Annotated in this window: 22 protein-coding genes and 1 pseudogene; 3 read left to right on the forward strand and 20 right to left on the reverse strand. The window is 66.7% G+C overall.

All coding sequences use genetic code 11. The features are described from left to right. Positions 1-8 precede the first annotated feature (8 nt). From SLQ33_RS23505 to SLQ33_RS23515, 3 genes are all read right to left on the reverse strand, one after another. On the reverse strand, positions 9-1,970 hold the full coding sequence (locus SLQ33_RS23505) for an acyltransferase family protein (protein WP_319456293.1): 1,962 nt from the start codon (positions 1,968-1,970) through the stop codon (positions 9-11). Between the two features lie 476 nt (positions 1,971-2,446). After that, the gene (purE, locus tag SLQ33_RS23510; protein ID WP_413467753.1) at positions 2,447-2,962 is read right to left on the reverse strand and encodes a 5-(carboxyamino)imidazole ribonucleotide mutase; all 516 of its coding nucleotides are present in this window, start codon (positions 2,960-2,962) and stop codon (positions 2,447-2,449) included. Beyond that, positions 2,949-4,157 (reverse strand): 5-(carboxyamino)imidazole ribonucleotide synthase, encoded by a 1,209-nt coding sequence (locus tag SLQ33_RS23515; RefSeq protein ID WP_319456295.1) that lies wholly within the window; start codon positions 4,155-4,157, stop codon positions 2,949-2,951. The genes purE and SLQ33_RS23515 overlap by 14 nt, the downstream gene beginning before the upstream one ends. A gap of 82 nt (positions 4,158-4,239) precedes the next feature. On the opposite strand from SLQ33_RS23515, the gene SLQ33_RS23520 reads away from it, so the two are divergent. Then, complete coding sequence (locus SLQ33_RS23520; RefSeq protein WP_319456296.1) at positions 4,240-4,935, forward strand: GtrA family protein; 696 nt, start codon at positions 4,240-4,242, stop codon at positions 4,933-4,935. On the opposite strand, the gene SLQ33_RS23525 is transcribed toward SLQ33_RS23520, so the two are convergent. Genes SLQ33_RS23525 through SLQ33_RS23555 form a run of 7 tightly spaced genes read right to left on the reverse strand, consistent with a single transcriptional unit; the run spans position 4,890 to position 12,099 of the window. Further along, positions 4,890-5,411: a PH domain-containing protein gene (locus SLQ33_RS23525; RefSeq protein WP_319456297.1), complete on the reverse strand. Its 522-nt coding sequence runs from the start codon at positions 5,409-5,411 to the stop codon at positions 4,890-4,892. The genes SLQ33_RS23520 and SLQ33_RS23525 overlap by 46 nt on opposite strands. A gap of 16 nt (positions 5,412-5,427) precedes the next feature. Next, positions 5,428-6,234, reverse strand: a complete 807-nt coding sequence (locus SLQ33_RS23530; RefSeq protein WP_319456298.1) for a biotin--[acetyl-CoA-carboxylase] ligase — start codon at positions 6,232-6,234, stop codon at positions 5,428-5,430. Beyond that, positions 6,224-7,447: a lipase family protein gene (locus SLQ33_RS23535; protein WP_319456299.1), complete on the reverse strand. Its 1,224-nt coding sequence runs from the start codon at positions 7,445-7,447 to the stop codon at positions 6,224-6,226. The genes SLQ33_RS23530 and SLQ33_RS23535 overlap by 11 nt, the downstream gene beginning before the upstream one ends. Before the next feature lie 5 nt (positions 7,448-7,452). Continuing rightward, positions 7,453-8,640 carry a lipase family protein gene (locus SLQ33_RS23540; RefSeq protein ID WP_319456300.1) on the reverse strand — a complete coding sequence of 396 codons (1,188 nt, stop codon included), beginning with the start codon at positions 8,638-8,640 and terminating at the stop codon, positions 7,453-7,455. A gap of 35 nt (positions 8,641-8,675) precedes the next feature. Beyond that, positions 8,676-9,335: a YveK family protein gene (locus tag SLQ33_RS23545; RefSeq protein ID WP_319456301.1), complete on the reverse strand. Its 660-nt coding sequence runs from the start codon at positions 9,333-9,335 to the stop codon at positions 8,676-8,678. Next, positions 9,332-10,588: a lipase family protein gene (locus SLQ33_RS23550; protein ID WP_319456302.1), complete on the reverse strand. Its 1,257-nt coding sequence runs from the start codon at positions 10,586-10,588 to the stop codon at positions 9,332-9,334. The genes SLQ33_RS23545 and SLQ33_RS23550 overlap by 4 nt, the downstream gene beginning before the upstream one ends. Positions 10,589-10,590: 2 nt before the next feature. Then, the gene (locus tag SLQ33_RS23555) at positions 10,591-12,099 is read right to left on the reverse strand and encodes an AAA family ATPase (RefSeq protein ID WP_319456303.1); all 1,509 of its coding nucleotides are present in this window, start codon (positions 12,097-12,099) and stop codon (positions 10,591-10,593) included. A 117-nt stretch (positions 12,100-12,216) separates the two neighbouring features. Here SLQ33_RS23555 and SLQ33_RS23560 point away from each other — a divergent pair, with 117 nt between their 5' ends. Then, the gene (locus SLQ33_RS23560) at positions 12,217-13,653 is read left to right on the forward strand and encodes an O-antigen ligase family protein (protein ID WP_319456304.1); all 1,437 of its coding nucleotides are present in this window, start codon (positions 12,217-12,219) and stop codon (positions 13,651-13,653) included. A 211-nt stretch (positions 13,654-13,864) separates the two neighbouring features. On the opposite strand, the gene SLQ33_RS23565 is transcribed toward SLQ33_RS23560, so the two are convergent. The 6 genes from SLQ33_RS23565 to SLQ33_RS23590 form a co-directional block, all read right to left on the reverse strand. Next, positions 13,865-15,349: a sugar transferase gene (locus SLQ33_RS23565; RefSeq protein WP_319456305.1), complete on the reverse strand. Its 1,485-nt coding sequence runs from the start codon at positions 15,347-15,349 to the stop codon at positions 13,865-13,867. A 120-nt stretch (positions 15,350-15,469) separates the two neighbouring features. Continuing rightward, positions 15,470-15,997, reverse strand: coding sequence for a YdcF family protein (locus SLQ33_RS23570; RefSeq protein WP_319456306.1), 528 nt, complete (start codon positions 15,995-15,997; stop codon positions 15,470-15,472). Positions 15,998-16,031: 34 nt separating this feature from the next. After that, entirely contained in the window at positions 16,032-16,916 is an 885-nt protein-coding gene (locus SLQ33_RS23575) for a sialate O-acetylesterase (RefSeq protein WP_319456307.1), read from the reverse strand. Beyond that, positions 16,903-18,141, reverse strand: a complete 1,239-nt coding sequence (locus SLQ33_RS23580; protein WP_319456308.1) for a lipase family protein — start codon at positions 18,139-18,141, stop codon at positions 16,903-16,905. The genes SLQ33_RS23575 and SLQ33_RS23580 overlap by 14 nt, the downstream gene beginning before the upstream one ends. Continuing rightward, positions 18,141-19,400 carry an acyltransferase gene (locus SLQ33_RS23585; protein WP_319456309.1) on the reverse strand — a complete coding sequence of 420 codons (1,260 nt, stop codon included), beginning with the start codon at positions 19,398-19,400 and terminating at the stop codon, positions 18,141-18,143. The genes SLQ33_RS23580 and SLQ33_RS23585 overlap by 1 nt, the downstream gene beginning before the upstream one ends. Next, positions 19,397-20,677, reverse strand: coding sequence for a lipase family protein (locus tag SLQ33_RS23590; protein ID WP_319456310.1), 1,281 nt, complete (start codon positions 20,675-20,677; stop codon positions 19,397-19,399). The genes SLQ33_RS23585 and SLQ33_RS23590 overlap by 4 nt, the downstream gene beginning before the upstream one ends. A 514-nt stretch (positions 20,678-21,191) precedes the next feature. On the opposite strand from SLQ33_RS23590, the pseudogene SLQ33_RS33645 reads away from it, so the two are divergent. Next, positions 21,192-21,926, forward strand: a pseudogene (locus SLQ33_RS33645) (beta-galactosidase); the annotation flags it as partial. Between the two features lie 643 nt (positions 21,927-22,569). Here SLQ33_RS33645 and SLQ33_RS23595 read toward each other — a convergent pair. Genes SLQ33_RS23595 through SLQ33_RS23610 form a run of 4 tightly spaced genes read right to left on the reverse strand, consistent with a single transcriptional unit; the run spans position 22,570 to position 26,765 of the window. Then, complete coding sequence (locus SLQ33_RS23595; RefSeq protein WP_319456311.1) at positions 22,570-23,754, reverse strand: glycosyltransferase family 4 protein; 1,185 nt, start codon at positions 23,752-23,754, stop codon at positions 22,570-22,572. Continuing rightward, the gene (locus tag SLQ33_RS23600) at positions 23,751-24,962 is read right to left on the reverse strand and encodes a hypothetical protein (RefSeq protein ID WP_319456312.1); all 1,212 of its coding nucleotides are present in this window, start codon (positions 24,960-24,962) and stop codon (positions 23,751-23,753) included. The genes SLQ33_RS23595 and SLQ33_RS23600 overlap by 4 nt, the downstream gene beginning before the upstream one ends. Next, positions 24,955-26,088 (reverse strand): glycosyltransferase, encoded by a 1,134-nt coding sequence (locus tag SLQ33_RS23605; RefSeq protein WP_319456313.1) that lies wholly within the window; start codon positions 26,086-26,088, stop codon positions 24,955-24,957. Before SLQ33_RS23605 ends, SLQ33_RS23600 begins: the two co-directional genes overlap by 8 nt. Next, complete coding sequence (locus SLQ33_RS23610; RefSeq protein WP_319456314.1) at positions 26,088-26,765, reverse strand: acyltransferase; 678 nt, start codon at positions 26,763-26,765, stop codon at positions 26,088-26,090. Before SLQ33_RS23610 ends, SLQ33_RS23605 begins: the two co-directional genes overlap by 1 nt. Positions 26,766-26,774 lie beyond the last annotated feature (9 nt).

A 26,774-nucleotide genomic window follows, 5' to 3' on the forward strand; every position in this document is an offset into this window, starting at 1 on the left:
GGCGGAACTCAGACCAGCGGCGGAAGCGTGCCGACCGCTCGAACGGCGCCCGCGCCGGACAGATGCTGATCGTCGAAGTAATAGAGCGCCGACCCGTCGCGATAATGGCAACCATTGGCGTCACACAATTGGGCCCACGGATCAACCAAGACGACGTTGGGGTGTTTGGCGGCCACGCGCTTGAGAATGTCACGACTGGTGTCCTCGTGAATGCGCGCGAAAGGCGCCGGGCCGCTCAGGGGCTGCACTCCAAGGAGGTGTTGCAGACCCACTCGCACCGGTAAAGACTCACCGATCACCGCCGCGTACGGACTGAAGGTGAGTTCTGGAACCTCCATCACCAGAACAACCTTCTTGCCGAGCTTCTGCAGGCGCGTCAGCGTCGAATCCAACGCAGTCTCCAAGCCGACCGCAGCTCCGCCCGATGCGGACAGCAGATCCTGCTCCGCACTCCAACGAGATGCCAACACGACGACTTTGATCTTCGGATCGTCCTCGACTTGCTGAAACGCGAGCCGCTGATAGTCGGAGCACTCGTCTGGGAAATCGGGCAGACCGGGAGTCACGTTCGCGTACCCCCACTGGGCCGTACACAGAGTTTTCGTCAGCTGCCGGAAGGCAAGACCTTGCGCCGCTGCGGCCTGCTCGAAACCGGGCGAGATCGACGCTGCGTGGCTGTCGCCGATGAGCGCGAGCGTCGGCCCACTGGTCGCCGCGTATTGGCATCCTGCCGGTGCCACGTCGACGCTGCCACGACGAATCAGGCACGGATCGTCCTGCGATCGTCGCGCATCCTCCGCGGAGATGCGAGCGTCGGTAGGCAACCGACCGATGAACCCGTTCTGCAGGAAGATCAACGCCCCGAGTGCCGCCACGCAGGCGATCGCAATCACGTATCGGAGCACAACAGGTCCGTCCGCCAAGCGCCGGCGACGAAAGGGCTGTTCGACGAAGCGCCACGATAGGACAGCGAGACCGAAGGACAGCGCTGCCAAGATCCACGGCGCCGCCCGCCCTTCGATGCCGATGACGTGGGACAAATAGAAGAGCGGCCAGTGCCACAGGTACCACGAATAGGAAATCTTGCCCATGAACACCGCCACCGGGTTGGACAAGATCTTGCCGTTCAGCCAGCTCGATCGCGAAGCGATGATCATCGCCGCGCCGATGGTCGGGAGCAACACGAAGGCCCCTGGAAAAGGGATCTCTGGTCGGTAGGCGATCATTGCGACGACTATGAGCGTGGCGCCACCGAGCCCGACCATCTGCCCGAGTGTTCCGCGGAGCTTCGGCGAGGTGGCGATACCCGACGTGGCCAGGATAGCTCCAAGACTCAACTCCCAGAAGCGGGTGGGGAGCAGGTAGAAGGCCGCCTGCGGATTGCTGTGCGTCAGTACGATCGACCCGGCCATGCTGAGGACCGTGACCATCAGAAGCGGCTTCGTTGCAGACGATTTGAACACTCGGATGAACACGGCGGCGAGGATCGGTAGCACGATGTAGAACTGCTCCTCGACGCCAAGCGACCACGTGTGCAGCAGCGGTGTGAGGTCGGCTGCAGGGGCGAAGTAGTCGGCTTGCAAGAAGAACACCAAGTTGGAGGCACCGAACACCGCAGCGACGGACTCCTTGCCCAGCTCTCGGAATTCGTCGGGCGTAAGCAGCAGGCAGCCGATGGCGAGGAAGATCAAGAGCATGGCGATCAACGCGGGAACGATCCGTCGCAGCCGACGAGCGTAGAAGGCAAGGTATCGGAACGTGCCCGACGTCGACTGCCGGAAGACTTGGGCACCGATCAAGTACCCGGAGATCACGAAGAAGACGTCGACGCCCACGAATCCGCCTGGGAGCCAGCTCAATCCTGCATGGAAGGCGACCACCGGCAGGATCGCGACGGCGCGCAGACCGTCAACGTCGGCACGATACGGAATTACCTCCTGATCGCCTGCGACCTTGACAGCAGTACTCAACTTGGCACCCGACGCAGCGGAACCCTCACAGACCAGTCCTCCATTCCACCGACACGCGTGAACGCTTGTCCCTCACATTGGTACCGCGGCGGCACAAAGTAGGACGACGCGTAAACACCCGCGCACACCGACCGCTCCGTTTGCTTAGCTTACGGACTGCTTTTGCGAGTTGCCGCCCACGCGCGGCCGCGCGTGGGCTCGACGACTGTTACTTCGACTTGAAAAAGTCCGACGTGGCTCGGCGGCGGTAAGGCGTTGGACTGGAACGATGGTCTCGAACCCCTGGTGAGAGGGATTCGAGGCCATCGTGTTTCGTACTGTAAGCGATCAGGTGTCGCTCCTGGGAGGCGGTGCACACCATTGATATTCACATCGAAGAAACCGTCGACCACGCTCGCCTGCTGCCAAAGGCGGCCTGAAAACTCAAGCCAACTCTTAACGTCCTAGCGATCAGCTAGCGACCAAGGTTGGGTAATTTAACCGCCCATCAAGCGCGCTCGCAGCGCCGCGTCCTTTTGTAGGACGATCGTTTCCAGTTCGGCTTGAAACCGTTCCATGCGGGCGCGCAGGTCGGGATCGGAGGCCCCGAGGATGCGCACGGCCAACAGGCCAGCATTGCGGGCACCCCCGATCGACACCGTCGCCACCGGAACGCCCGCGGGCATCTGCACGATCGACAGCAGCGAGTCGAGGCCGTCGAGGCGCGCCAGCGGCACCGGAACGCCGATCACCGGCAGCGGCGTCGCGCTGGCCACCATGCCCGGCAGGTGCGCCGCCCCGCCGGCACCGGCGATGATGACCTCAAGCCCCCGGCCCGCCGCGCTCTTCGCGTAGTCGAGCATGCGGCCAGGGGTCCGATGCGCAGAGACCACGCCGAGCTCGAACGGGACATCGAACTCGGCCAGCGCCGTCGCCGTCTCCTCCATGACGGTCCAGTCGCTGTCGCTGCCCATGATGACCCCGACCCGGGGCGTACTACTAGGCATGCTCACTCCATCCGTCCGTCCACTTCGCATGTGACAACCAATGCGCGGCCCGTGCCGCGCGTTCTCGCACTTCGGCGACGTACGCCTCGTCGTCCAACGAACCACGCAGCGCACCAAGCACATTCACGTGCCCGACCTTGCGGCCGGGCCGTTCGGACTTGCCGTACAGATGGACCTTCGCCTCGGGTATCCGGCCGAAAAGGTGGTGCAGTCGTTCGTCCATGCCCATCGCGGGAAGCTGCGGTGCACCAATCACATTCGCCATCACCGTGACCGGCGCAATCGGATCGGTCGCTCCAAGCGGGTAGTCGAGTACGGCTCGCAGGTGCTGCTCGAACTGGCTGGTCCGCGCCCCGTCCATGGTCCAGTGCCCCGAGTTGTGCGGGCGCATCGCCAGTTCGTTGACCAGCAGCGTGCCCTCGACGGTCTCGAACAGTTCGACTGCAAGCACCCCGACCACGCCGAGCTCGCTGGCCAACCGCAGCCCGAGCGCTTCTGCGGCGACGCCGAGTTCGGGGTCGAGGCCGGCAGCAGGGGCGATGACCTCCACGCAGATGCCGTCGCGCTGCACCGTGTGCACGATCGGCCAGGACGCACCCTGGCCGAACGGCGACCGGGCCACCAGCGCCGCCAGTTCGCGGCGCAGGTTCACCCGCTCCTCGACCAGCACCGCCGCGCCGTCGGCCAGATAGCGCTCGGCGGCCGCCCTGGCCTCGGCGAGGTCACCGGCGAGGGTGACGCCGCGGCCGTCGTAGCCCCCGCGCGCGGTCTTGACGACGATCGGCCCATCGACGCGCGCGGCGAACGCTTCGACGTCGGCGAGCGTGGTCACCTCGGCGAACCGCGGCACCGGCGCGCCGAGCTCGGAGAGCCTTCGGCGCATCACGAGTTTGTCCTGGGCGTGGATGAGGGCCTGCGGCGGCGGCGCCACGTTCACGCCGTCCGCCACCAAGGCCTCCAGCAGCGCGCCGGGCACGTGCTCGTGGTCGAACGTCATCACAGCCGCACCCGCCGCCGCCCGTCGCAACGCGTCCAGGTCAGTGTGCGCGCCGATCACCACGTCGGGAGTGACCTGAGCGGCCGGTTCGTCGGGCCCGGTGGCCAATACGCGCAGCGTCTGGCCGAGCGCAATCGCGGCCTGATGCGTCATCCTGGCCAGCTGCCCGCCGCCGATCATGGCGACGACTGGGGGTGCACTCACGCTGCTATGGTGTCACGCGCGTGCGACGCCCCTACCTGCACGGGTACGCGTCGCGTGTCTTGTTTCCGTACACTCGCGTCTTGTGTCTTTCACCGATGCCACCATCGCGCGGCTGCCGCGCGCGATCCGGCCCTTCGCCGAGCGGCATCACGAGCTCATCAAGTTCGCGATCGTCGGTGGAACGACGTTCATCATCGACTCCGCGATCTTCTTCACCCTGAAGCTGACCATTCTCGAGCCCAAACCGGTCACGGCGAAGATCATCGCGGGCGTCGTCGCCGTCATCGCGTCCTACATCCTGAACCGGGAATGGAGCTTCCGCGACCGCGGCGGCCGTGAGCGCCACCACGAGGCGCTGCTGTTCTTCGGCGTCAGTGGTGTCGGGGTGGTGCTGGCCATGGCCCCGCTGTACTTCTCCAGCTACGTCCTCGGGCTGCGGGTGCCCGAGGTGTCGCTGACCATCGAGAACCTCGCCGACTTCGTCTCCGCCTACATCATCGGCAACCTGCTGCAAATGGGGTTCCGGTTCTGGGCGTTCCGGCGCTGGGTGTTCCCCGACGAGTACGGACGCAGCCCCGACAAGGCGCTCGAAGCCACCCTGACTGCGGGCGGGATCGCCGAAGCCATCGAAGACGAGCTCGAGGAAGGCCACGGCCGCGGCTCGGTCACGCGGCTGCGATCGAGGCGGGCACGCCGCGTCGGGGCGAGCGAAGCGACGGGAAATAGTACGGATCAGCTCGGCGATTCCTCGGAACCGAGGGTGTCGAAGACTTCGTGATACAGCAGTGAGTGAACCTGTTCCACGCGGGGGATGTCGTGGAACTCAAGGGGATCTTGGCTCGCGGACTCGATGATGAGCGTGCCGGTGCGCACCATGCGGTCGAGCAGCCCATGCCGGAATTCGACACTGTTGATGCGCGCCAACGGAATGTCGATGCCCGCTCGCGTGAGCACCCCGTGCCGAAACATCACCCGCCGGTCGGTGATGACGAAATGCGTTGAGCGCCAGTTCAGGAACGGCCACACGGTGAGCCACCCGATCACCACCAACCACACCACGCCGATGACGGCCATGACGACGTTGGTGGCCACCGCCGAACTCCAGTTGGCGGCGTTGACCACTGCGGCCCCGAATGCCGCCAGTGCAGTCACGAGCACGAGCACGAGCACGGGCCAGATCAGCCGCTTCCAGTGTGGATGACGATGTAGCACCACCCGCTCGTCGGCGGCGAGCACGTTCTCCGGATACCCCACGGATCAGACAATAGCCTCAGGCCGACGCGGCGGGCCGCAGATGGATCACGTCTCCGGCTGCCAGCACGATCTCTTCGCCACCGCTGTCAATGCACAGCCGACCCTGCTCGTCGACGTCGCGAGCCACTCCGACGAGCTCGTTGCCACCCGGAAGTTCGACGCGAACGAGGGCGCCGAGCGTCGAACACACGTCGCGGTACTTGGCCGCCAAACCCGGGTCGGCGCCGCCGGATTCGCGCCAGCCGCGTACCCGGTCGCCCAGCGCGCGGAGCAGTTCGGTGACGACGTCGATCCGAGGAGGCACGTCGATGCCGAGTTCGGCCAACGAAATCGCCTGGGGCGCCGCGACTTCGTCTCTGGCAAGTGTGACGTTGAGGCCGATTCCCACGACGATGGCCCGCTGGGCAGCGGCCACTTCGGCCAGGATTCCGGCCAGCTTGCCGTCGCGGCCCAGTACGTCGTTGGGCCACTTCAGCGACACCTCACCGCCGAGCCGGCCGACGGTCTCCACGATGGACACGCCCGTGGCGAGCGGCAACCAGCCCCATCGCTGCGTCGGCACGTCCGCGACGCCGATGCCCACCGACAAGGCGAGCTGGGCGCCCTGACCGTCGGACCAGTTTCGGCCCTGCCGGCCCCGCCCGGCCGTCTGACGCTCGGCGATGAGGACCGCGCCGTCGATGTCCTCCCCTGCATGTGCCCGCGCGATCAGGTCGGCGTTCGTCGACCCGGTCTCGGCCACCACGTCGAGGCGCCGCCAGCCCGACGACGGTCCGAGCACGGCTGCGCGCAGCACCGCCGCGTCGAGCGCGTCAGCAGTCATTCTGGACGGGCTTTCCGTCGAATCGGTCGGTCATCCAGCGGATCACTTCCAGTCCGTCCGACGGGTTGTGCCCGCCGTCGGGTTCGTACCGAATGGTGATGGTTCCGCCCAGGGCACAGGCCCGTTCGATGGCCGCCTTCGTCCAGGCCGCATCGATGTACGGGTCCTTGCCGCCGTAGTAGACGTAGAGCGGCGCGGACAGCGGCTTCTGCGGTAGCGCCCACTTCTGTATCAGCTCGCGAAGCTGGTTGGCCGCGTCGGGTGTGCGCGGCGCGAAGTCGCGCGGTCCCACCCCGTCGGCGGCCTGAGCGCGCTTGTATGCCCCGGCGGGTGTGCAGTCGGTGAGCACGTTCCAGTAGTGCTTGGCCCCGGCGGTGCGGAAGTCGTCGCGGTTCAGGTCGGGATGCAGCCGGGCGAGCGATTCGATGATCGCCTGGATGACGCTACGCTGCTCGGGGGTCAACGTGCCGTCCGCGGCCTTGTCGACGAGTCCGGTGAGGTCGGCACCCGGCGATGCTGCCAGCGCGCCGAGCAGGTCGAGTTCGGGCGCGTAGCCCTTCGCCTGCTCGTCGGCCGCCCACGCCGCTCCCGCGCCCTGCGAGTCTCCGACGGCCACCCATCTGTTGGAGATGTTGGGGAACGTCTTCTGCAGCGCGCGCACGGCGTCGATCATGTTCAGCCCCGCGGTGCGGGAGTCGGTATACGGATGGATGCCCTCAGTGCCAAGGCCCTGAAAGTCGGCCATCGCAACGGCGTAGCCCATATCGACGAAAACCGCCACGTACCGCAGGAATCCGAGCAGGCTCGAGTACAGCGACGGGGCGCAGGGCGGGTCAATCCCGAGCGTCGCGTGTCCGAGCGACACCACCGGCCATCCCCCTTTGGGGGCGTCGCCGGTGGGGATGAAGACGGAACCGGACACGACGGTCGGCAATTGGGTGTCGCCCGACGTCGAGCGGTAGACGATGCGCGCGGCCGTCATGTTTCGTCCGTCCCACTTGCGCATCACCCCCGGCAAGGTGGTGGCCCGAATCAGGGATCCGGGTCCCGAACCGTTCAGTTGAGCCGACGCGACGGGCTCGGGCGGGCCTGCCGACGGGGCGACTTGGTCGTAGACCCACGCCCCGATGAAGGGGGCGAAGGGCTTCACCCCGTACGCCACCCCGGACACCAGGGCCACACAGACGATCGCCACGAGGAGTCTCTTCACCATGGGCGTCACGGTATCCCACCACCTTCCGGTGGGCAGTCGTTGCCTGCCGGTTGGCCTGCGAATCTATCTGCGAGCCAATCGAATCGAGTCGACACGTCGACGTCGCCGTGGCCCTTGTCCGGTTGGAGCTGCCAGACCACCGTGCCGCCGAGCGCGCACGCCCGTGCGATGGCGTCCGTGGTCCATTGCGGGTCGATGAAGGAGTCGCGTCCGGAGTACGTGACCGACAACGGCGCCGAGAGTGGCTGTTGGGGCAACGCCCACGCCGAGAGCAGGCCGCGCAGGCGGTCGGCCGCCGCGGGGTTGGCCGGCGTGAAGTCGTCGGCCTTCACCGCCGCCGCGGCGGCGGCCCGGTCGGACGCCTTCGGGCCCGAACACGCGGACAGTAGCTCCCAGTACTTCGCCGCGGCGCCACGGCGGTAGTCGTCCCGGTTCACGTCGGGGTGCAGCCGCGCCAGTGATTCCACGATGGCCTGGAAGGCCAGCGCCTGATCGGTGCTCATCGTGTTCGCAACCGCATGGTCGACGATGCCCGTGACGTTCGACGCGGGCACGTACGCCACGGCACCAACCAACTCCAATTCTGGGGCGTAGGAGGCGGCTTGTTCGTCGGCAGCCCATGCGGCCCCGCCCCCCTGGGAACCGCCGACCGCCGCCCATCGGGTGGACGCGTCGCCGTAGGTGTGCCGCAGCGCGCGCACGGCGTCGATCATGTTGAGCCCGGCGGTGCGGGCGTCGGTGTAGGGGTGGACGCCGGGCGCACCGAGGCCCTGGTAGTCGGGCAGCGCCACCGCGTACCCCAAGCTGACGTACCCGACGACGATGCTCGAGAATCCCAGCAGCGCGTCGGAAAGTGACGGCGCACAAGGCTCGTCGATTCCCGTGGTGCCGTGACCGAAGGCGATCACCGGCCAGCCGCCGTCCGGTGCCGTGCCCTTGGGCGTGAACACCGAGCCCGAGACCTCGGTCTGCTGCCCGGTGTCACCCGACGTCGAGCGGTAGACCACGCGAGCGGCGTCGACGAGCTGGCCTTCCCGGGATCGGCTGAATCCAGGCATCGTCATCGCACTGACCAACGTTCCTGGACCTGAGCCGGACAGGTCGGCGCCGGCAACCGGCACCGGGTCGTCGCCGTCGCCGGCCGAGAGGAGCCCGCTCAGCTTCCACGCCAACGGGATTGCCAATGCGACCACGACCGCGACGATCATCCAAGGCAGCCAGCGACGGATCAACCTTCGACCGCGCCGTCGACCACACGTCCGACTTGTCGTCGTGCGAGCAGCCGGTCCTCCAACAATCCCAACGCCAGCACCAGGACCAGCGCCACGATGAAGCCCAGCACGGTGGCCCTAATGATCGACTGCCACATCGATCCGTCCCGCTTCGCGGGGCCCGCTTCGTCGACGACCACCAACTCGGTGCCTGCGGTGTCGACCTTCGCCAGTTCCTGCGAGACGGTGACCATGGTGGAGGTGACGGCGTCGGCGACCTTGCGGGTCTCCTCGGCATCGGTGCCCTTGACGTTCACGTCGAGCACCGCCGTCAGGGTCAGCGGAATGCTGATGCGTCCGGCGAGCTCGTCGGTGGTCTCTGACAGTCCGAGCTCGTCGATGACCCTTTCGGTGACCCGTGCGCTGCGGGCCAGGTACTGATAGGTGATCACTCGGGACTCCGCATTGACCTGCCCGTAGAGCGCGTCGAGCGGAGTCGCGCTGCCCGGCGACGTGATGAGCACCTTGGCGCTGCTGGTGTAGATCGGTGTCTCGGTCTGCCACGACACCCAGCCCAGACCGGCGGCCAGTGCGGTGGCGCACACCAGGATCCACCAGCGGCGACCCAGGATGCGAAGGTAGTCAGCGGCTTTCGGCGCGTCGGGCGGTGGGATCATGCTGACCCGACGCAGACGTTTCCAAGTCGCTCTCCCGCGAACCGGGCGTAGAGCCAGCCGAGGGCGGCGTCGACCATCTGGTCGTCCGACGCGTTGCTGCCTCCGACGCGGGTGAGCACCTCGATCCGTTCGCCCTTCGCGCAGGCCCTGTCGATCGCCCGCTGAATCCCGTCGGGCGGACTGCTGTTGTCCAAGGTTCCGAACGCCACCAGCACCGGTGCGGACCCCGGAGTCGGATAAGTCGCGGGCACGCCCAAGGCGGCCAGGCGCCGCCGTAGGTCGGCTGCGGCGCCCGGATCGCGGGGTTTGAGGTCGTTCGGGTTGAGGTCGACGAGCAGCTGTTTGGTCTCCTCGGGATCGGGCGGAGCGCAGTCGGCCAAGGAGTCCCACCGTTCGCGCGCTACGCCGGAGCGATAGAGATCGAGGTCGAACTCGGGGTCCATGTTGGACAGGCTCTGCAAGATCCAGATGTAGTCCCGCGCCTGCACGGGCCCGCCCAGTGTGCCTTGCTCGGCCGCGGTGACCAGCGGTGACAGGTCCGCATACGGCGAGAACGCCACCGCGCCGACGAGATCCATTCCGGCGCCGTAGGTTCCGGCCCGCTCCGCTGCCGCCCACGCACCAAGCCCGCCCTCTCCGAGGCCGTAGGCCGCCCACTGTGGGCTGGCGGCAGGCAGCACCCGATGCGCAGCTCGGGCGGCATCGATCATGTTGTTGCCCAGAGTCGTTGCGTCAACCGCCGAATGGAGTGAGCCCTCGACTCCGAGCCCCTCGAAGTCTGGGAAGGCAACGACGAACCCGCGGCTCAGCATTGACACGATGGCCGACGAGTAACCCCAATAGTTCTCGGCCAGCGTGGGGGCACACTTCGGCTGGACGCCCGTCATGGCGTGTCCGAAGGCCACGACCGGCCAGCCTCCCTTTGGCGGCTGGCCGGGAGGGACCACCACGACGCCGGTGACCAGGCTGGGGGTGCCGTCACGTCCCGACGTCGACTTGAAGGTCACCCGGACCGCGGTCGCGTTGGCGTCGTCGAACGCCCCGATCCCGGTCACCGGTTTGACGTCGAGGAGCGAACCCGGGCCGGTGTCGCTCATGTCCGGGGGCGGAAGCTCCGGCGCTCCGTCGAAGTTGGGCGACACCTCGGAACGCGGCGGGCGCTCGTACGCAACCGGCGGCGCCGCCGGCTCCGACGTGCAGCCGGCGAGGAGCGCCGCCAGCGCGACGGTCGCGGCCAGAACTCGAGCCCGCACCGCTATGCGGACCCGTGCCTGGACCGCGCGATCCGCTGCGTCGCGCCCGCCGAACCGACGAGCCCTTCGCCACCGTTGTCGGCCGCAGGCGCAGCCTTGCGCGGGCTTGGCGGTTTGGCCGCGGGCGGTGCGGTGGTGCTTGGCGCGTCGCGGGTGAGGTCACGACGATGGCCGGGCTCGAACGTGGCCACGGTGCCGATGAGTGCCGCGTGCGCACCCTGCAGCGTCTGCACCGACCGGCGCAGCCCCGACTGGGTCGTGTGGCGAATACGCGCCAGCAGTAGCGCGCCGTCCGAGAGCGCGCCAACCAACGCGCCGTCGTTGTACTTCGACAGCGGCGGCGTGTCGATGATGACGTAGTCGTAGGCGTCCGCGAGCTCGTCCAGCAGCTCGGTCGCACGGTCGGCCGCCCACAGCTCGCCCGGGCGAGGTGGGATCGGGCCCGTCGGCAGGAACGCAACCCGATGGTGGCCGAGCGGCACGTCGGGAACGATGGCTTCGACGACGGTGTTCTCCCCAGCGATCGTGGTGCTGAGCCCGCGGGTTGCGGCGGCGTCCTTGGCGGGCCCGCTCAGCGGGAGCCGTTCGGCGAGCGCCGAGCCCCGGAAGTCGCCGTCGACGAGCACGACGTTGCGGCCCGATTCGGCCAGCGCGGCCGCGAGATCGATCGCGAGCGTGGTGCGCCCCTCCGACGCCGACGGACTGGTCACAGCTATCACCGTGGGCGGTTCGTTGTCGTTTGCCAGTCTGGCGAAGCGCAAATTGGTGCGCAGCTCCCGGAGCCGCTCGGCGTAGAGGCCGTCCTTGTCGAGCTCGACCACGGGGACCTTCGCGCGTGACGGGTCGGCCGGCAAACCGCCGATCAGCGACGAACTGGTGGCGTCGGCAACGGGTTCGCGACCGCGAACGCGCCGGTCGAGCACGCCGACCAGGAGCGCGACGAGCACGCCGACCAGGAGCCCGCCTGCGGCTCCGATACCGATCCGCATCGGCATCGCCATGCCGAGCGGCTTGGTGGGATAGTCGGCTTCGTCGACCACTACCGCGCCGGCAGCGGGGGTGCCGCCGCGGCGCGAGGTTTCGAGCTCGCTGACCAGGCCGACGAGTTGGTCGGTCACCGCGTTGGCGTACGTCTGCGCGAGGGCCGGGTCGGGGTCGGTGACGCTGACGTTGAAGAGCACCGTCTTGGGCGCGGCGACGGCGGAGATCCGTCCGCGCAGTTCCTCGGGGGTGATCGTGCCCTTCAGCTGGTCGACCGCCCGCGCTGCCACCTGTTCGCTAGTGGCGAGGCTGGCGTACGAGTTCGCCCGGTCGGTGGAGAAGAGGTTGTTCTGGTAGGCCTCGGTGACCGTGGTGCCGTTCTGGGTGGCCACGAACAAGGTTGCCGTCGACTGATATTCGCGGGTACTGAACTGCCACCACGCCCACCCGGCCGCAGCGCCGACCAGGGTGAGGATCACGATCGCCCACCAGTACCTGCCGAATATTCGCAGGTATTCCTTGATCTCCAACGTCGGACTCCTCAGTAATTGCATTGCAAGGTGTCAACAGGCTAGCCGTCGCGAACGCGCGAGCCTATAGGACACGGCCGGGCCCGCATGTTGAGCTTAGCTGGTCGACCTGCGACCATGAGTGACGTGAACGCCAGCCGGGAACTTCTCCGCAACGTCGTGGCATCCATCTTGATTGTTGCTATGAGCCTGGCGGCGACGTGGATGGCAATTTCCTTTGGCAAGCTTTCGCTGCTGGGCGTCGCGGCCGTAGTCGCACTGGTCGTCGCCGCATATGTCGGGGTAAGGCATCCGATCTGGTTCTTCTACGCCTTGGCCGCCATAATGGCCGGCCTGCAATTCGGGCGCATTCCAGGCATCAACCTGCCCATTTACCTTCCACTCGCCTTTGGCGCGGTAGTTGCTTCGTTCTTTCATCCTCGGTTGGCGCGGTCCATGCACCCGCTCGAGTTCGCGTGGATCGCGCTGATCATCACCAGTGGCTTCACGATGATCATCAACGCACACGGATTCGTCGATTACTCGCTGTACATCCGCTGGTTGATCCCATCGATGGTATTGCTCGCCTTGATTCAGCTGCCACGGGAGAATCTGAAGCGCTTCGGTCAGATATTCGCCGTCGTCGCCGCTGTGAACGGCCTCTTCGGCATGTACTTGATCGCGTTCGATCAGAACAACAATGCACTGCGAATCTTCGAGCCGCTTGGGTACCGTCTCGAGGCCATCGCACTGCAGTTCGCTCAGGGCGCCGACGGCACGACGGGGACGATCCGGCTGGGCGGAACGTGGGTCAACGCCAATGGTGCAGCCGTCAACCTGGTTTTGGCGCTGGCACTCAGCGTCCTGCTATTCGCGGGTTGGCGGCGCACCGTACTGATCCTCGTGACTGCAGCGGCACTGATACTGACGCTCAGCCGGGCCTCGATCTTCAGCGTGGCGTTCGGCGTCCTACTCGTGCTCGTCTTTCATTCCATGCGGGGGCGCGATCGTGCGGCGACGATCGGCGTCAGCGTGGTCATCGCGACGGCGGCCTTGCTGGCCGATCCCATCCGTGAGCGGCTGGCCACGGCCTTCGCGGGCCGAGACGTCGGTTCGATCGCACGCGCCGACGCCTTACGGGCCTTTCCCGGTCAAATGGCGAGCCATTGGCCATTCGGTTGGGGTTGGGGTCGACCAGAGTTCCTCGATCCACAGTATTCGTACGTCTTCAATCTTCCTTCCAATGCGCCATTGATCACGTTCTATCGTGGCGGCATCCTGCCCTTCATCGCCTTCATGGCGGTCGTACTCATCAGTATCGTCCTTTCCTACCGAGCGATGCGCTCCGATTCACTGCCGCTCGCCATGTATGGGGGAATATTCATCGGGCTCAATGTGATCCAATTCAACCTGGATCACAACGTCTCTGACGTGCCGCAGAATGTGCTTCTGTGGTCGATATTCCTAGCGTTCATCTTGTACGTGGATGACGTACGAAAGGAACGGGCGCGAGATAAGGCGGCGCAGCGCGAGTCACCATCGGAACTCGAGGTGCTCCCGGCACCAACCGGCTAGTCGATTCGCAACGCTTTGCCGCGCTAGCGGGCTGTCAGTGCGACGGGACGTTAAACATTCCCGAGAAATGTCCGATCCCGGTGGCCCCGCATTTGCTGTGTCCCTCGTTGCGACGATGACAATGGCGAATGGGTATCGAACCGAGTGGCACCGGATAGCAGACCGCAATTTGCGGCGCCCGACTGAACTTCCGAAACGCGACCGAAGTCGCTCAGTAAGCCCCGGTACCGGTCGCGACGGTGCGAATGGTCTTGGCGGCGATCAGCAGATCGTTGGTGATCGACCAGTTCTCTACGTACGAGAGGTCGAGCCGCACCGAGTCCTCCCACGACAGGTCGGAGCGTCCGCTGACCTGCCAGAGCCCAGTGATACCCGGAAGCACCAACAGCCGGCGGCGGACCTGATCGTTGTAGGTGTCGACCTCGCGTCGCAGCGGGGGCCGAGGGCCGACGACGCTCATGTCGCGCCGCAACACGTTGAAGAACTGCGGGAGCTCGTCGACGCTGTACTTGCGCAGAAGCTTTCCGACCGCCGTGATCCGCGGGTCTGCCTTGATCTTGAAGAGCACGCCGCCGACGGCCTCGTTGACGTGCACCAGGCTGTCGACCTGCTTGTCCGCGCCATCGACCATGGTGCGGAACTTGATCATCTGGAACGGCTCGCCGTCGAGTCCGATGCGCTCGGAGCGGTAGAACACCGGGCCCTTGCTGGTCAGCTTGATGGCGATGGCGGCCACGATCATCACCGGAAGCGCACCCAGCAGCACGGAGATCGACACGAAGTAGTCGAACGCCAGCTTCTGTATCTTCTTGGTACCGCTGTACTGAGGCTTCTCGACGTGGATGAGGGGCAGCCCTGCGACGGGGCGCATGGTCAGGCGTGGTCCGGCGACGTCTACGACGCCTGGCGTGACCACTAGGTCCACCCCCAGTTTGTGCAAGTCCCACGACAGTTCGCGGACGCCTTCGGGCCCGAGGTGGTCCGTGGTGGTCAACGCGACGGTGTCGGCATTGGTCTTGAGGATGGCGTCGTGGACCTTGCCCTCGTCACCGAGCACCGGAAGCGTGCCGACGCCAGGAATGTCGATGGTGCCACCGGAACTGCGGCCGGTCAGACACACGCCGACCACCGAGTACCCGTAGCCCCAACCCCGCGTCAGGGACTGAACCAGGCTGCGCACCGCACGCGCGTCGCCGACGGCGAGCACCGATACCACGCAGCGCCCACGGCGACGCTGACGCACCAGTGAGTACCGCGCGAGGTTGCGGCCAATGAGGAGGAAGGCCAGGCCCAGTGGGAACGCGACGGCGAGGTAGCCACGCGCGTACTCGGGCCGGAAGATCATCAGGAGGACGGCGACCACGCCGATGCAGGCCAGTGTCGAGGACACCACCCGCCGGTATTCCTCGACGCCCGCTCCCACGATGCGGGGTGACCGGGTACGGTACGCGGCGAGCAAAGCCAGCCAGATCGCCGCGACGAACACCGACAGAATCGAGAAGTAGATCGATGCTGGATCGAGCGCGGTGATGGGCCTGCCGAGGCGAACCATCTGTGCACACGCAAGCGCAGCGAACACGACGATGATGTCTGTGACGATGAGAGCTCGAATGTACCTGCGTTGCCACCGGGGGCCGTCAGTCGCGTGGACCGCACTCAACGGCGTCTTCGCGGGAGCGAAAACTTCTTCTGCCACCGACACTAGTCGCCACACCTCCTGTTTGCTGGCAGCTTACGTTCATTAGCCCGCCCCCGTGCTGCGTAACACTATGACACTGTTTGCCAGCGGACGCCACACATTCAGGAGACACGCAGGTCACGAACATTCGCCCAGAGCTAACGCTTTCGCGAGTCCCCCCCATTGGTATGCGTAAATGAACTCCCAACCGAGGAGTGAATATTGATAGCGCCGTGGCACTGCGGCCATCACGGTCGCGCCAGGTTCATCGGAGAAACATTGACGAAATATTAGGCGCGCCCTTGGTAAGTGGTAGCGCCAGCTGACCACGATGATCTTGTTCCAGGATCGCTGGTCGGCGAGCTGGCGCATCAGGGCCGCCTCGCCGCGGGTGGTCATGGGTTCGGGCCTGCGACATATGACTTCGACGTGTGCCGTCGGTGCACATACCCGTTTCATGACGGGATCGCCATCCCAGTAGGGATTCGAGATCACGACGGTGGGCGCCCAACCCTGCTGCGCCAAGCTAATTCCATAGTCTTCACGACCATCGTGTTCACCACCCAAGACGATGATTGCGTCCGCCTTCTGCAACGGATCCTGTGTTGCGTTGGTGAACATCAGGTAGCCACCGATGCCCATGTCGACGAGCAGGATCGTCACCACGGCGACGAGTGCTTCGAACGCCGTCAGGATGCGTCTAACCGGTCGCATACTCCGCCAGTTCGCGTCCACACATGGCGTGGAAGGCTGCCCACATGGCGCTGCCCATCGCACGCTGGCCGGCGGCGTTGTAGTGCCGGTCGGCTCCGCCGTTGATACAGCCCCGCTCCCCCGGCACGAACGCGGTTCGCGCACGGCGATTCGGAGTATCGACGTGAATGGCGTCGACGACCGAATAATCCTTGCGACTGAGTTCGATCTCCTCGGGAACCATTTGACCGAGTAGGAACGGAACCCGGGCGCCATATCGCGCGCGCAAATCGTCAATGACGAAATCCAGCTTGGTCTGATACACCGAACCGGACGTCAGCGGAACGTCACTTTCGCCCTGGTGCCACAGCACCGCAGCCACTTTGCTGTCAGGGTGCTGGGAGAGGGCGTCGTCGATGGCGCGCACGCCGTTCCGGTAGAGGTTGATCTTGGTCTTGGTGTCGGCGGGATCCCAGGTGTGGCCGTTCTTGGGCGCGAATGCCGTGTCCCCGCGCGCGCCGGGGATCAGCAGGACGCACCGCCCCGTCTCCTCGGCCAGAAACTTCGCGAACGTCATCCCGAACCCCACGCCTTTTCCGGGGAGCTCGTGTAGCAGTGGGTCGACGGCGGCGATGACCGTGCCCTTGGATCGTCCGCACATCGCGTACTGGTGTACTCGCGGGTGCGGCTCGTCGAGCCCGTCGGGGTCGAGGCCGATTCCCATGCCGAAGGCATTCGATTGGCCAAGGATCGGCACCACCAGATAACCGGCTTCCGGCGGCGTCACGGCCGTACCCCGAGGGGCGAGCGCACGCTTCACCACGCCCTTCGCCACGAAGGCCGTTCTGCGCCACAACGGTGCGTCGCCGTCGGGATCCCTACGGGCAATCATTGGTAGCCGGCTTTCCCGCGAATCGGTCTGCCACCCACTGGAATTGGTGGGTGACGTCGACGTCACCGTGTCCACTGTGCGGCTGCAGATCCCAATCCACGGTCCCGCCGAGCGCGCACGCCCGAGCGATCGCATCCGTCGTCCACTGCGCATCGATGTAGGTGTCCTCGCCACCGTAGACCACCGAGAGCGGAGCCGACAGTCGACGTTGCGGGACCGCCCACTTGGCCAACAGTTGGCGCAGTCGGGCAGCAGCGGCGGGGTTGGCCGGTTCGATGTCCTGTGCGGTCACCAGCTTGAGCGCGTTATCCCTGTCGTGGGCGTCGTTGCCCGCGCAAGACAACATCATGTCCCAGTATTTGGCCGCCGGGCCGCGCCGGAAGTCGTCGCGGTCGAGGTCTGGATGAAGGCGCGCCAGGGACTCCACGATTGCCAGGAAGGCCGGCCGCTGCTCCTCGGTGAGCGTGTCCGCCTGCGCCTTGTCCACGATGCGAGTCACATCGGCCGCGGGCGAATAAGCCACGGCGCCAACCAGATCCAGCTCCGGGGCGTACGGCGTGGCTTGTTCGTCGGCCGCCCAGGCCGCACCGCCGCCCTGCGATCCGCCGAAGGCGAGCCAGCGCGTCGACGTGCCGCCGAACGTATGCCGAAGCGCTCGAACGGCGTCGATCATGTTGAGCCCGGCGGTCTTGGCGTCGGTGTAGGGATGGATCCCGCCCTCACCGAGGCCCTGGTAGTCGGTCAACGCAACGGCGTATCCACTCTTGACGAGGCCGACCACGGGCTCCGAAAGGCCGAGCAACGAGTCGGAGCGGGACGGACCGCACTCCTCGTCGATGCCGGTGGTGCCATGGCCGAAGGAGACGATCGGCCACCCACCCGACGGAGGTTGCCCGACCGGCGTGAAGACGGAGCCGGACACCACCGTCTCCGCTCCGGAGTCACCGTTGGTGGAGCGGTACACCACCCGCGCCGCCTGCAGCTCGTGGGCGTTGATCGTCGTGCGGAGCGCGGGCATCGTCGTCGCGCTGACCAAGGTGCCCGGGCCGGAGCCACTGAGGTCCGCGGTCTCGATCGGGACGGGTTGCGCGGTCTGCACGTCGCCCCGCAACAACTCGATCACCTTGTTCGCGATGCGCTCTCCAACCGGTAGCGACAGCGCGATCGCCGCGACGGCGACCACGGTGACGACGGCAATCGCCAGCGCAGGCAAGCCCTTTCGCATCAGGCCCACCGATGGCGGTACCGCCTCGCGACGTTCATCACCGGTTTCTCCACGCCGTAATAGGTGACCGTCGAGATGAGCATCGTGACAACAAGCACGACGACGACGTTATACAACATTCCCGTCAACGTGTCGCCGGCCAGCACGCCCCAGCGTGCCAGCAGGAGCATCACCGGGAAGTGCCACAGGTAGGCCGACAGCGACACCTTGCCGACATACAGCATCGGCGGCAGGTCCAACCAGCGCGCAATCGCCGAATCCGCTCCCCGGGCCAGGGGCGCGACGAGGACGAGGATCAGCAGCGCACACAGCACCCCCAACGCGCTCGTCGCGTAGGCGCTGTGCAACGCGGTCAGCCCGGCGGCCACCACCATCACCGGCAGCAACGCGAGCACGCTGTACAACCGCACGCGACCGCTCAGCCGCTCCTTCACGGCGTTCTGCTCCATGGCGACGATGACGACCGCGGCGAGCATACCCACGGCGAAGTTGTCGGCATTGGTCAGGAAGCTGCGCGAGAACACGGCCGCCCAGTTGTCGCCCCACTCGAGCAGGGTGGGGTCGGTGATGCCGGTCGCGGCGTTCACCAGCGGAACGAACGCGCGGCCGACTAGGGCGAGCACCACGAGGGCCATCGCACCGAGGACGGCGATGTTGAACGGACGCAGCCCAGTTCGGCGGCGCACCACGAACAGCAGCGCCGCGAGCATCGGCAGCACCGCGTAGAACGCGTACTCCAGTGTCAGGGACCACGACGGGTTCAGCCCGGTCTGGATGTACTGAGGTAGGTAGGTCTGCACCAACGTGAGGTTGGCAAGCAGCTGCCAGGGGTCGGTGATCATGCCGGTGCCGTCTTCGGTGCCCAGCGGCTGGTACGCGGGATTCTGGATGTATGCGACCTGGAACACGAAGTTGACCAGTAGGAAGATGACGAGGTAACCGGGCAGGATCCGCGCGATTCGATGCAATGCGAAGTTCTTCGTGCTTGGCAGCGTCGCCGTCGAGCGGGCTTCGGTGAGGTTGCGCACGTAGGGGAGGAACAGCAGGAAGCCGCTGAGCACGTAGAAGAAGACGAGCGAGAGGCCGACCAGACCGACCTTGGTGGCAGCTGCCGTATGCGGGGAGTAGTGCCCGGTGACGTGCGCGACGGCCACTCCGAGACACGACAGGCCGCGCGCCCCGTCGAGGCCGATGATGCGGCCGCGGGTGCGGATGTCGTTGGCGGACGGGTGGTTCGCCTGCGCAGGCTTCGAAGTCATCCGCCCTCCTCGACGGTGACTTCGGGCTCTTCCGCGGCGGGCTCTTCCTCAGGGGCAGGCGGCGGCGGAGTGATGAACGACGGGCAGCTGTTCGGCGCGGGTTCGCCCCTGAACCGGTCACCGAGCCAGCCGATCACCGGGCCGATGTCGACGTCGGAGTGTCCCTTGTCCGGCTGCAGGTCGATGCGGATGACGTCACCCAGCTCGCATGCGCGTTGCAGGGCCGCGTCCGTCCACGACGGCGGAATCAGCGCATCCTGGCCTCCGTAGATGACCAGCGCGGGCGTGGTGAGGGGCCGGCGGGGCAGGCTGGCCTCGGCCAGGCGTCCGCGCAGCGCGTCCGTCGCTTCGACACTCGATGGCCGCAGGTCGTCCGGCGTGATCTGGTCGACCAGTTGCGCGCGCTCGTCGGCCTTCGCGTAGTCGCACTGCAGCAGTTCGTCCCAGGAGCTCTGGACGATTCCGCGGCGGTAGTCGTCGAGGTTGATGTCCGGGTACTCGTTCTTCAGCGCCTCGAGCACGGCTGAATAGGCGGGCTGCTGGTCCTTGGTGAGCGTGCCGCCCGCCGCCGCGTCCGCGAATCCGGTGATGTCGAGCGGCGCGGACACGCTGACGGAGCCGACCAGCGTGAGCCCGGCACCGTAGTCGGCGCTGAGCTCGTTGGCCGCCCATGCGCCCTGCCCTCCCTGCGACACCCCGAAGGACGCCCACCGGTCCGAGGTGTCGGCGACCAGCTTGCGCGCGGCGCGCACCGAATCGACGAGGTTGTAGCCCTCGGTGGTCGCATCGAGATACGGGTGATAGGTCCGGTCGTTGCCCAGGCCCTGATAGTCCGACATGGCCACCACGTAGCCGGAGTTGACGAGGCCCAGGATCGTGGCCGACAGGTTCAGCAGCGTCGGCGACGAGGACGGCGCGCAATCGGCCCGCACGCCCGTGGTGGGATGCCCGTACGCGATGATCGGCCACCCACCCTCGGGCGGGGCGCCCCGTGGTGCAAAGACGGTTCCGGTGACCTCCGTCAGCTCGTTCGTCACGCCCGACGTCGAGGTGTAGGTCACCTTCGCCGCGACCGACGTGACCGCCTCGAGCCGACGATCGAGGGTCGGCATGGTGGTGGCGGCGACCAACGTGCCCGGGCCGGACCCGCCGAAGTCGCCTGGCAGGCTCATTCCCGCATCGGGCGACGAGGCGGATTCGGTGGGCGGCTCGCCGCACGCCGACGAGACGACGACGGTGGCGAGGATCGCGCAGAGCAGCGCCCCGGCTCGAGTCATCGGTTCGCGCCGCCGACCATCGAGCGCTTCACGTCCACCGTCGAGTCCTTCATCAACACCCTTCAGTTCCGTAGCTGTTCCACCGCCAGCAACACTGTTGACCTCAGCGCACGCGCACACGGACGTCAGTCTCCAATGGGCGGGATGTGCCGCGGAACTGCGCGAAGCTCAGTCCAGGCCATCACGGCGACATAGTACGGCACTGATAGTTACCACGACGATCACGCCATGCCCCACCCGACGGACGACACCAGCAAACCATCGATCCGACACGCCTAGCCACTTCCCAGGGAAATCTCGTTGTGTCCGCGAGACTAACGGCACCGTGCGCCAAATCAGACGTCGGCGACTTCGCCGTACCTTCAGGACCACTGCGATCGCCGTCGTGGTGGGTGTCGTGTGCACGACCGCGATCAGTTCGGAGTTGCTCCGTCCGGCACCGCGCACCGTCACCGTCACCGTCGCCGCGACCATCGACGCGGCACCGACCACGACGGCCATCGCCGACTCCGACGTGTACGGGCTGCCCCAGGCCGACGTCGACCGGTCCATGGACGCCATCCGCGCGCTGGGGGTGAAGTCGGTGCGGCTGCTGATCCCGTGGGCGGGCATCGAGCCCGTGCAGAACCAACTGGACTGGAGCAGCGTCGACAAGACCGTCAACTCCGCTGCCACCCGCGGATTGGCAGTGGTCGCCGTGATCAACTCCACGCCGACGTGGGCGGTCGCCACCGGTGGGCAGTACCTCAGCGGACGACCCGCCTCACCCGCCACATACGGCGAATTCGTCGCGAAGACCGCGACGCGCTACGTCGGCAAGATCAGCGCGATCGAGATCTGGAACGAGCCCAACGCGGTGACGTTCTACACGCCCAAACCCGACCCCGCGGGATACGTCGATCTACTCAAGGCCGCATACCCGCGGATCAAGGCGGTCGACCCGTCGATCGTGGTGCTCGGCGGCTCGATGGGGGCGATCGTCGACTACGGCGACTACGCCATCAACCCGATCTCGTTCCTCACCAAGATGTATGCGGCCGGGGCCAAGGCGTACTTCGACGCGTTGGCGTACCACCCGTACCAGTACACGTTGAAGTTCTCCGACGGCATGACGGTGGCGAACTCGCCGATGCTGCAGTTGATGGAACTCCGAAAGGTGATGATCGCCAACGGCGATGAAGGCAAGAAGATCTGGTCGACGGAGTACGGTGAGCCCGCCTCGACGGCAGGCGAGGCACAGCAGCAGGCCTACGTCGCCGACATCCTCACCAAGTGGCAGGAACTTCCGTACACCGGACCGATGTACGTCTACACCACACGGGATCGCGTCACCGGCGGCTTCACCCCCGACGACACGTTCGGCGTCTACCGCAGGGACTGGACACCCAAGCCCCTGCAGCAGGTGGTGCAGTCCGGCGCCACCGGGCAGCTCGCGAAATCACCCGAATATCAGCGCTTCTCGGTGCTCACCGACCCAGCGCTCGGTTCCGTGCTCAGTCCGGTCTACAAGGCGACTGCACAGAACTGGGCGCAGGTCCGAACGGTCAGCACCGTCTTCGAGACGCCGTCGGGCTTGCTCACCTCGCCCAACCCGGTCGCCGAACGGGCGCGCTGTTACGGGTCGGTGCCGAAGGGGTCGTTCGCCGGCGGATACCAGGACTTCGATCATCCGTACGGGCTGCGCATCTGGTACTCGCCCACCACCGGCGCACACGCCGCCGGGGGTGGCATCACGGCCGCCTGGAAGCCGGAACTGGGGTTGGCCGTCACCGACGAGATCCCCGGAATCGGTGGCACCCGAGTCGATTTCGAGCACGGCACCATCACGTATTCGGCTGGCCAGGCAAATGTCACGTACGGCGAGCACGCTCCCGGTCCGCAGAACCCGACGGCTACGAGTTCGTGTGTCGCGAGTCCCGGGAATCAGAATCCCGGGGGTGGCTATCCGGGAGCTGACCCCGGATTAGCGAGTCCACTGGCTTCCTTACTCGCCCTTCTTGCCAATATTCTGAGTTTGCCTGGAAGATTGCTCGCCCCGCAGTGACGGCCGCGTCGCGATCGGTGAGCAGTCGACGGCATTCCGCGACGAACGCGTCGTCCCCGTCGAAGACCGGCAAGTCGAACACCTGACCAAGGGAGCCCACGGCGACGCTGGTGCCCACCACCGGCAGCCCGATGCGCGCGGCGTCGAGGATCTTCACGCGCACCCCGCCACCCGTCACGATCGGTGCGATCATCGCGCGGCAGCTCCCGAGGAACGCGTGCAGGTCGTCGACGAAGCCGAGATCGCGCACCCCGTCGGGATGGCTGGGTTCGGGTGCCCCCGATTTCCTGGCGCCGATCACACAGAGTTCCGCGCCGGGGATGCCCGCGGAGATCGCCGGCCACAGCGCCAGCGCGCGCAGGTAGGCCTCCTGATTAGGCGGCCAGTCCCGCGTGCCCATCAGTACCAGCCGCGGTCCCGACGCGGCGATGTCGACTTGGTCGGCGGGCGGAAGGGTCAACCCCAGCCAACGGGCGCTGGCCACTCCGCGCGCACGGTAGGCCGCGGCCTCCTCGGCGTCGAAGGTCCCGACGGCGTCGGCCGCCAGCGCCACGCGCAGCTCGTCGCGCACCAGTCGGGCCGCCTCCACGCGACCCAACAGGCCACGGGTGGCCCCCCACACCAGGGCCTCGCTGACATGGGTGTTGACGATCAGCGCTCGTTTACCGAAATGCGAACTGCGCAAGAATGATTCGGCCATGTAGCTGTGCTCGGCGACAAACGTGTCCGCGTCGCTGGATTCGATGGCCGCGACGAGCGCATCGCTGTCGAATCGGACGTGAACCAGACTGCGGCGCCGCCTGACCGCGGCCAGCGCCAGCGCCAGCGGACGGACGGCAGGCTTGGCCACCCGCGTCAGCGGGAGCCCGCCTGGCACGAAATCGGCTACCACCGAACCGCTTTCCGCGGACAGGCAGATGACCGACACGTCGAAGCTCTCGGCGGCCACGCCGATGAGCAGCCGCGACATCTCCACGTCGCCGCCGTGCTCGAGGACGGGATCCTTCGAAAGGAGGAAGCAGACCTTGGTCACTCGGTCGCCACCGGCTTCGGCTTCGGCTTCGGCTTCCAGTACAGCACCCCCGCGAACACGATCAGCAAGATGGCGTCGGTGGCGGTGGTGGCGATGGCGGCACCGACGGCCCCGAGGCCGAGCTTCACCAGCACCGTCAGGATGGCGAACTTGACCGGGATCAACGCGATGGTGGTGCCGAACCGGATGGCGTCGCGGCGCTGTGCGTACAGCACCACCTGGAAGATGCAGATGACCGTGCGCAGCACCGCCCAGCCGGCCATGATCACCATGGCCTGCGCCATCTGGGCCGGAACGGGCGTCATCAGCATCACGACACCGGTGATCAGCACCAGCGCCCCGACGATCCCGCTGATCAACAGGGTGTTGCGCAGCTTCGGACCGGCCGCGAGGTCGCCGCCGCTCTTGCGCAGCGGCTCGTGGAACGTCATCGCGTACGACTGCCCGACCGCCGCCAGCGCGCTGGTGAGCATCAGCGGGATGTTGTAGTAGCCGACCACGGTGCTGTTGGTCAGCCAACCGAGCAACAGCACGTCGGCCTGCAGGTACGCGACGGTGCCGCCCATCTCGCCGATGAGGATGGCCATCTGGCGCACCGGCCCCGGCATGGCCGGCCGGTGCCCGCGCACCACGTTGCCCGCGAGCACCAGGATCACCAGGTACGGCGTGCAGTACAGCAGGCTCGCGACCTGCAGGGTGGGGTGGGACGTGCCGAACAGATAGGCGCACGTCAGCACGACGCTGCTGGTCTGCCTGATGGCGTCCCAGCGCCACACGACGTCGGGATGACCCTCCCTGGCCGAGCGGCTCTTGAGCGAGTTGAACACGATCTCGCCGCCCGCGACTGCCAGTCCGAACCACACGAAGTAGCTCACGGACGTCAACGCGGCACCGGCGACCATGAACACCGCACCCATCAGGAAGCGGCTCACGCGCTCGGCGGCGAACTCCTCGTCCGTCTCGCGTATCGCACGCACGCTCCACGGATTGTCCAGCGGGGCGCTGAGCATGGTGGCCAGTGCGAGGCCGAGCACGTAGAGGCCGTAGTCCGCGATGCCGAGCCGGGCGATCAGCGCAAGGGTGAGCAGCAGCCCGAGGCCGCGGCTGCCGTACATGAAGAACACGCCGACGAGCGTCTTGACTAGATTGCGCTTGCCGTCCGGGGTGGCGGCTTCTGGGGAGTTCTCCGGGGTCGTGACCTCAGCCACGCGTGACCTCGAGCAGGTCGCCCCACGCGGCGACGAAGGCCTCTGCGGTGCGCGGTGTGGAGCGGTCCTGGCGCGCCTTCTCCACGGCCTCGCCCAACTCCGTCAGCCGGGCCTCATCGGTGAGCAGTGCCTCGACGGCGGTAGCCAATTCCCTTGCCACGGTGGCAGATTCGGCTGGCCCCTCACTCGCGTTGACCCGCACGACCAACGCGCCGACCTGCTCGTCGAGCTCCGCGAGCGCGCCGTAGTCGGTGGTCACCACCGGGGTGCGGTAGGCCATCGAGTGCGCCACCACACCAGACGCGGCGAAGCTGTCGGCGTAGAAGTGCCGCTTCCCGTAGGGCACGACGATCGCGCGCACCGACTCGAAGAACGCATCCTCGTCCGGACCGTCGACCGCCCCGAGTATGTCGATGCCGTCGGCCTTCGGCAGCGCTTCGGTCCCGCGACCCGCCACGCGGATGGCGATGTCGGCGGGCAGGAGTTGGCGGAGCCGCTCGATCTGCTCGAATCCCTTGCCGCGGTAGACGTGTCCGAAGAACCCGATGGCATTGGGGCGGTCCTGAGTGGGCTTGATCAGCGGCCGACTTCTGACCAGGTGCGGAATGTAGCGGGTCGTCGTGGAGGGGAAGGTCCGCTCGATCGAGCGCCTGCCCGTCTCGGTGAGCGCGAAGAGCATGCGGTCGCCGTAGATGGCGCGCTCGAGGGCGCGGCTGACGGGCCGCAACGGGTAGTGGATGCCGTGGTTGAGCAGCCGCGAACGCGCGACGAACCGGGTGCGGGCGGGCATCCAGACGCCTTGCGGTGGATCGTGCACTGTGCCGGTCACCGGGACGTCCTTCAGCCGGGCGGTCGACCAGAACGGCGCCAGTGCGGCGGTGGACAACTCGGCGTGTACGAGCACCCGGCCCGGCTTGCCCTCCGCGACGTGCGCGGCGACGGCCCTGCGGTAGCGCCGAAGGTCCGCCAGGGTCTCGTCGCCCGGCCCGCCCGTACGCACCTCGACCACCTCGCCGAAGTGCGGCCGGACCCCCTCGACGAAGTCCTCGGCGTAGTCCCCCACCGCGGTCTTGCCATTCGCAGGTCCGACGAACACCAGCCGGTAGTCCCGCAGCGAGGCAGGCATCAGCAGAACAGCGGGCGGTACCCGCCTCGGTACTTCAAGGCTTCCGGATCACGCTTGCCGATGACCTTGGCGGGCACGCCACCGACGATCTCGCATTCGCCAATGTCCTTGTTCACCACCGCTTGTGCGGCGACGACCGCACCGCGGCGAATGAGGGCCGGCAACACCATCGCGCGGCTGGCGATCCAGGCGTAGTCCTCGACCACGGTCGGAATGGGCACCGGGAGGAAGTCCGGGTGGTTGACGTCGTGGCCGCCGCCGATGATCTGAACGTCGCTGGCGATCGTCACGTCGTTGCCGATCCATAGCCCGGCCCTTGCGTCGAGCAGGCAGCGGGCCCCGATCGAGGTGTTGTCGCCGACGGTCAGGAACTCGATGTCCAGGATCGACGTGCCGAGCATGATGCAGGAGTTCTTGCCGATGGTGGCGCCGAACGCGCGCAGGAATCCCTGCCGGATGAAGTGGAAGGGGATGTGCGTGAAGATCAGGTTGTACAGCACCTGACCGATGCGGTTGCGCGCCTTGCGGCCCAACCCCATGCTCTGCATCCGGTAGTTGGCCACCCTGCCGTCGGGGAGCAGGTCGTACGACGGTTCCGGAGGCAACTTCAGGCCCGGAGCGGCCGCCACCTTCCTGGCCACGTCCTCCGGGTCCGCCTTCGCGGGTTCGAGGTTCACCGTTTGGCT

The sequence above is a fragment of the Mycobacterium sp. RTGN6 genome (assembly GCF_033804605.1).
In the GTDB taxonomy this organism is placed as follows: domain Bacteria; phylum Actinomycetota; class Actinomycetes; order Mycobacteriales; family Mycobacteriaceae; genus Mycobacterium.

Coding starts and splice junctions, on each gene's coding strand:
- SLQ33_RS23545 (WP_319456301.1), bottom strand. CDS start 9,335: ATGATCCCACCGCCCGACGCGCCGAAAGCCGCTGACTACCTTCGCATC.
- SLQ33_RS23560 (WP_319456304.1), top strand. CDS start 12,217: ATGAGTGACGTGAACGCCAGCCGGGAACTTCTCCGCAACGTCGTGGCA.
- SLQ33_RS23535 (WP_319456299.1), bottom strand. CDS start 7,447: ATGGTGAAGAGACTCCTCGTGGCGATCGTCTGTGTGGCCCTGGTGTCC.
- SLQ33_RS23605 (WP_319456313.1), bottom strand. CDS start 26,088: ATGCCTGCCTCGCTGCGGGACTACCGGCTGGTGTTCGTCGGACCTGCG.
- SLQ33_RS23585 (WP_319456309.1), bottom strand. CDS start 19,400: ATGACTTCGAAGCCTGCGCAGGCGAACCACCCGTCCGCCAACGACATC.
- SLQ33_RS23590 (WP_319456310.1), bottom strand. CDS start 20,677: ATGACTCGAGCCGGGGCGCTGCTCTGCGCGATCCTCGCCACCGTCGTC.
- SLQ33_RS23580 (WP_319456308.1), bottom strand. CDS start 18,141: ATGCGAAAGGGCTTGCCTGCGCTGGCGATTGCCGTCGTCACCGTGGTC.
- SLQ33_RS23575 (WP_319456307.1), bottom strand. CDS start 16,916: ATGATTGCCCGTAGGGATCCCGACGGCGACGCACCGTTGTGGCGCAGA.
- SLQ33_RS23530 (WP_319456298.1), bottom strand. CDS start 6,234: ATGACTGCTGACGCGCTCGACGCGGCGGTGCTGCGCGCAGCCGTGCTC.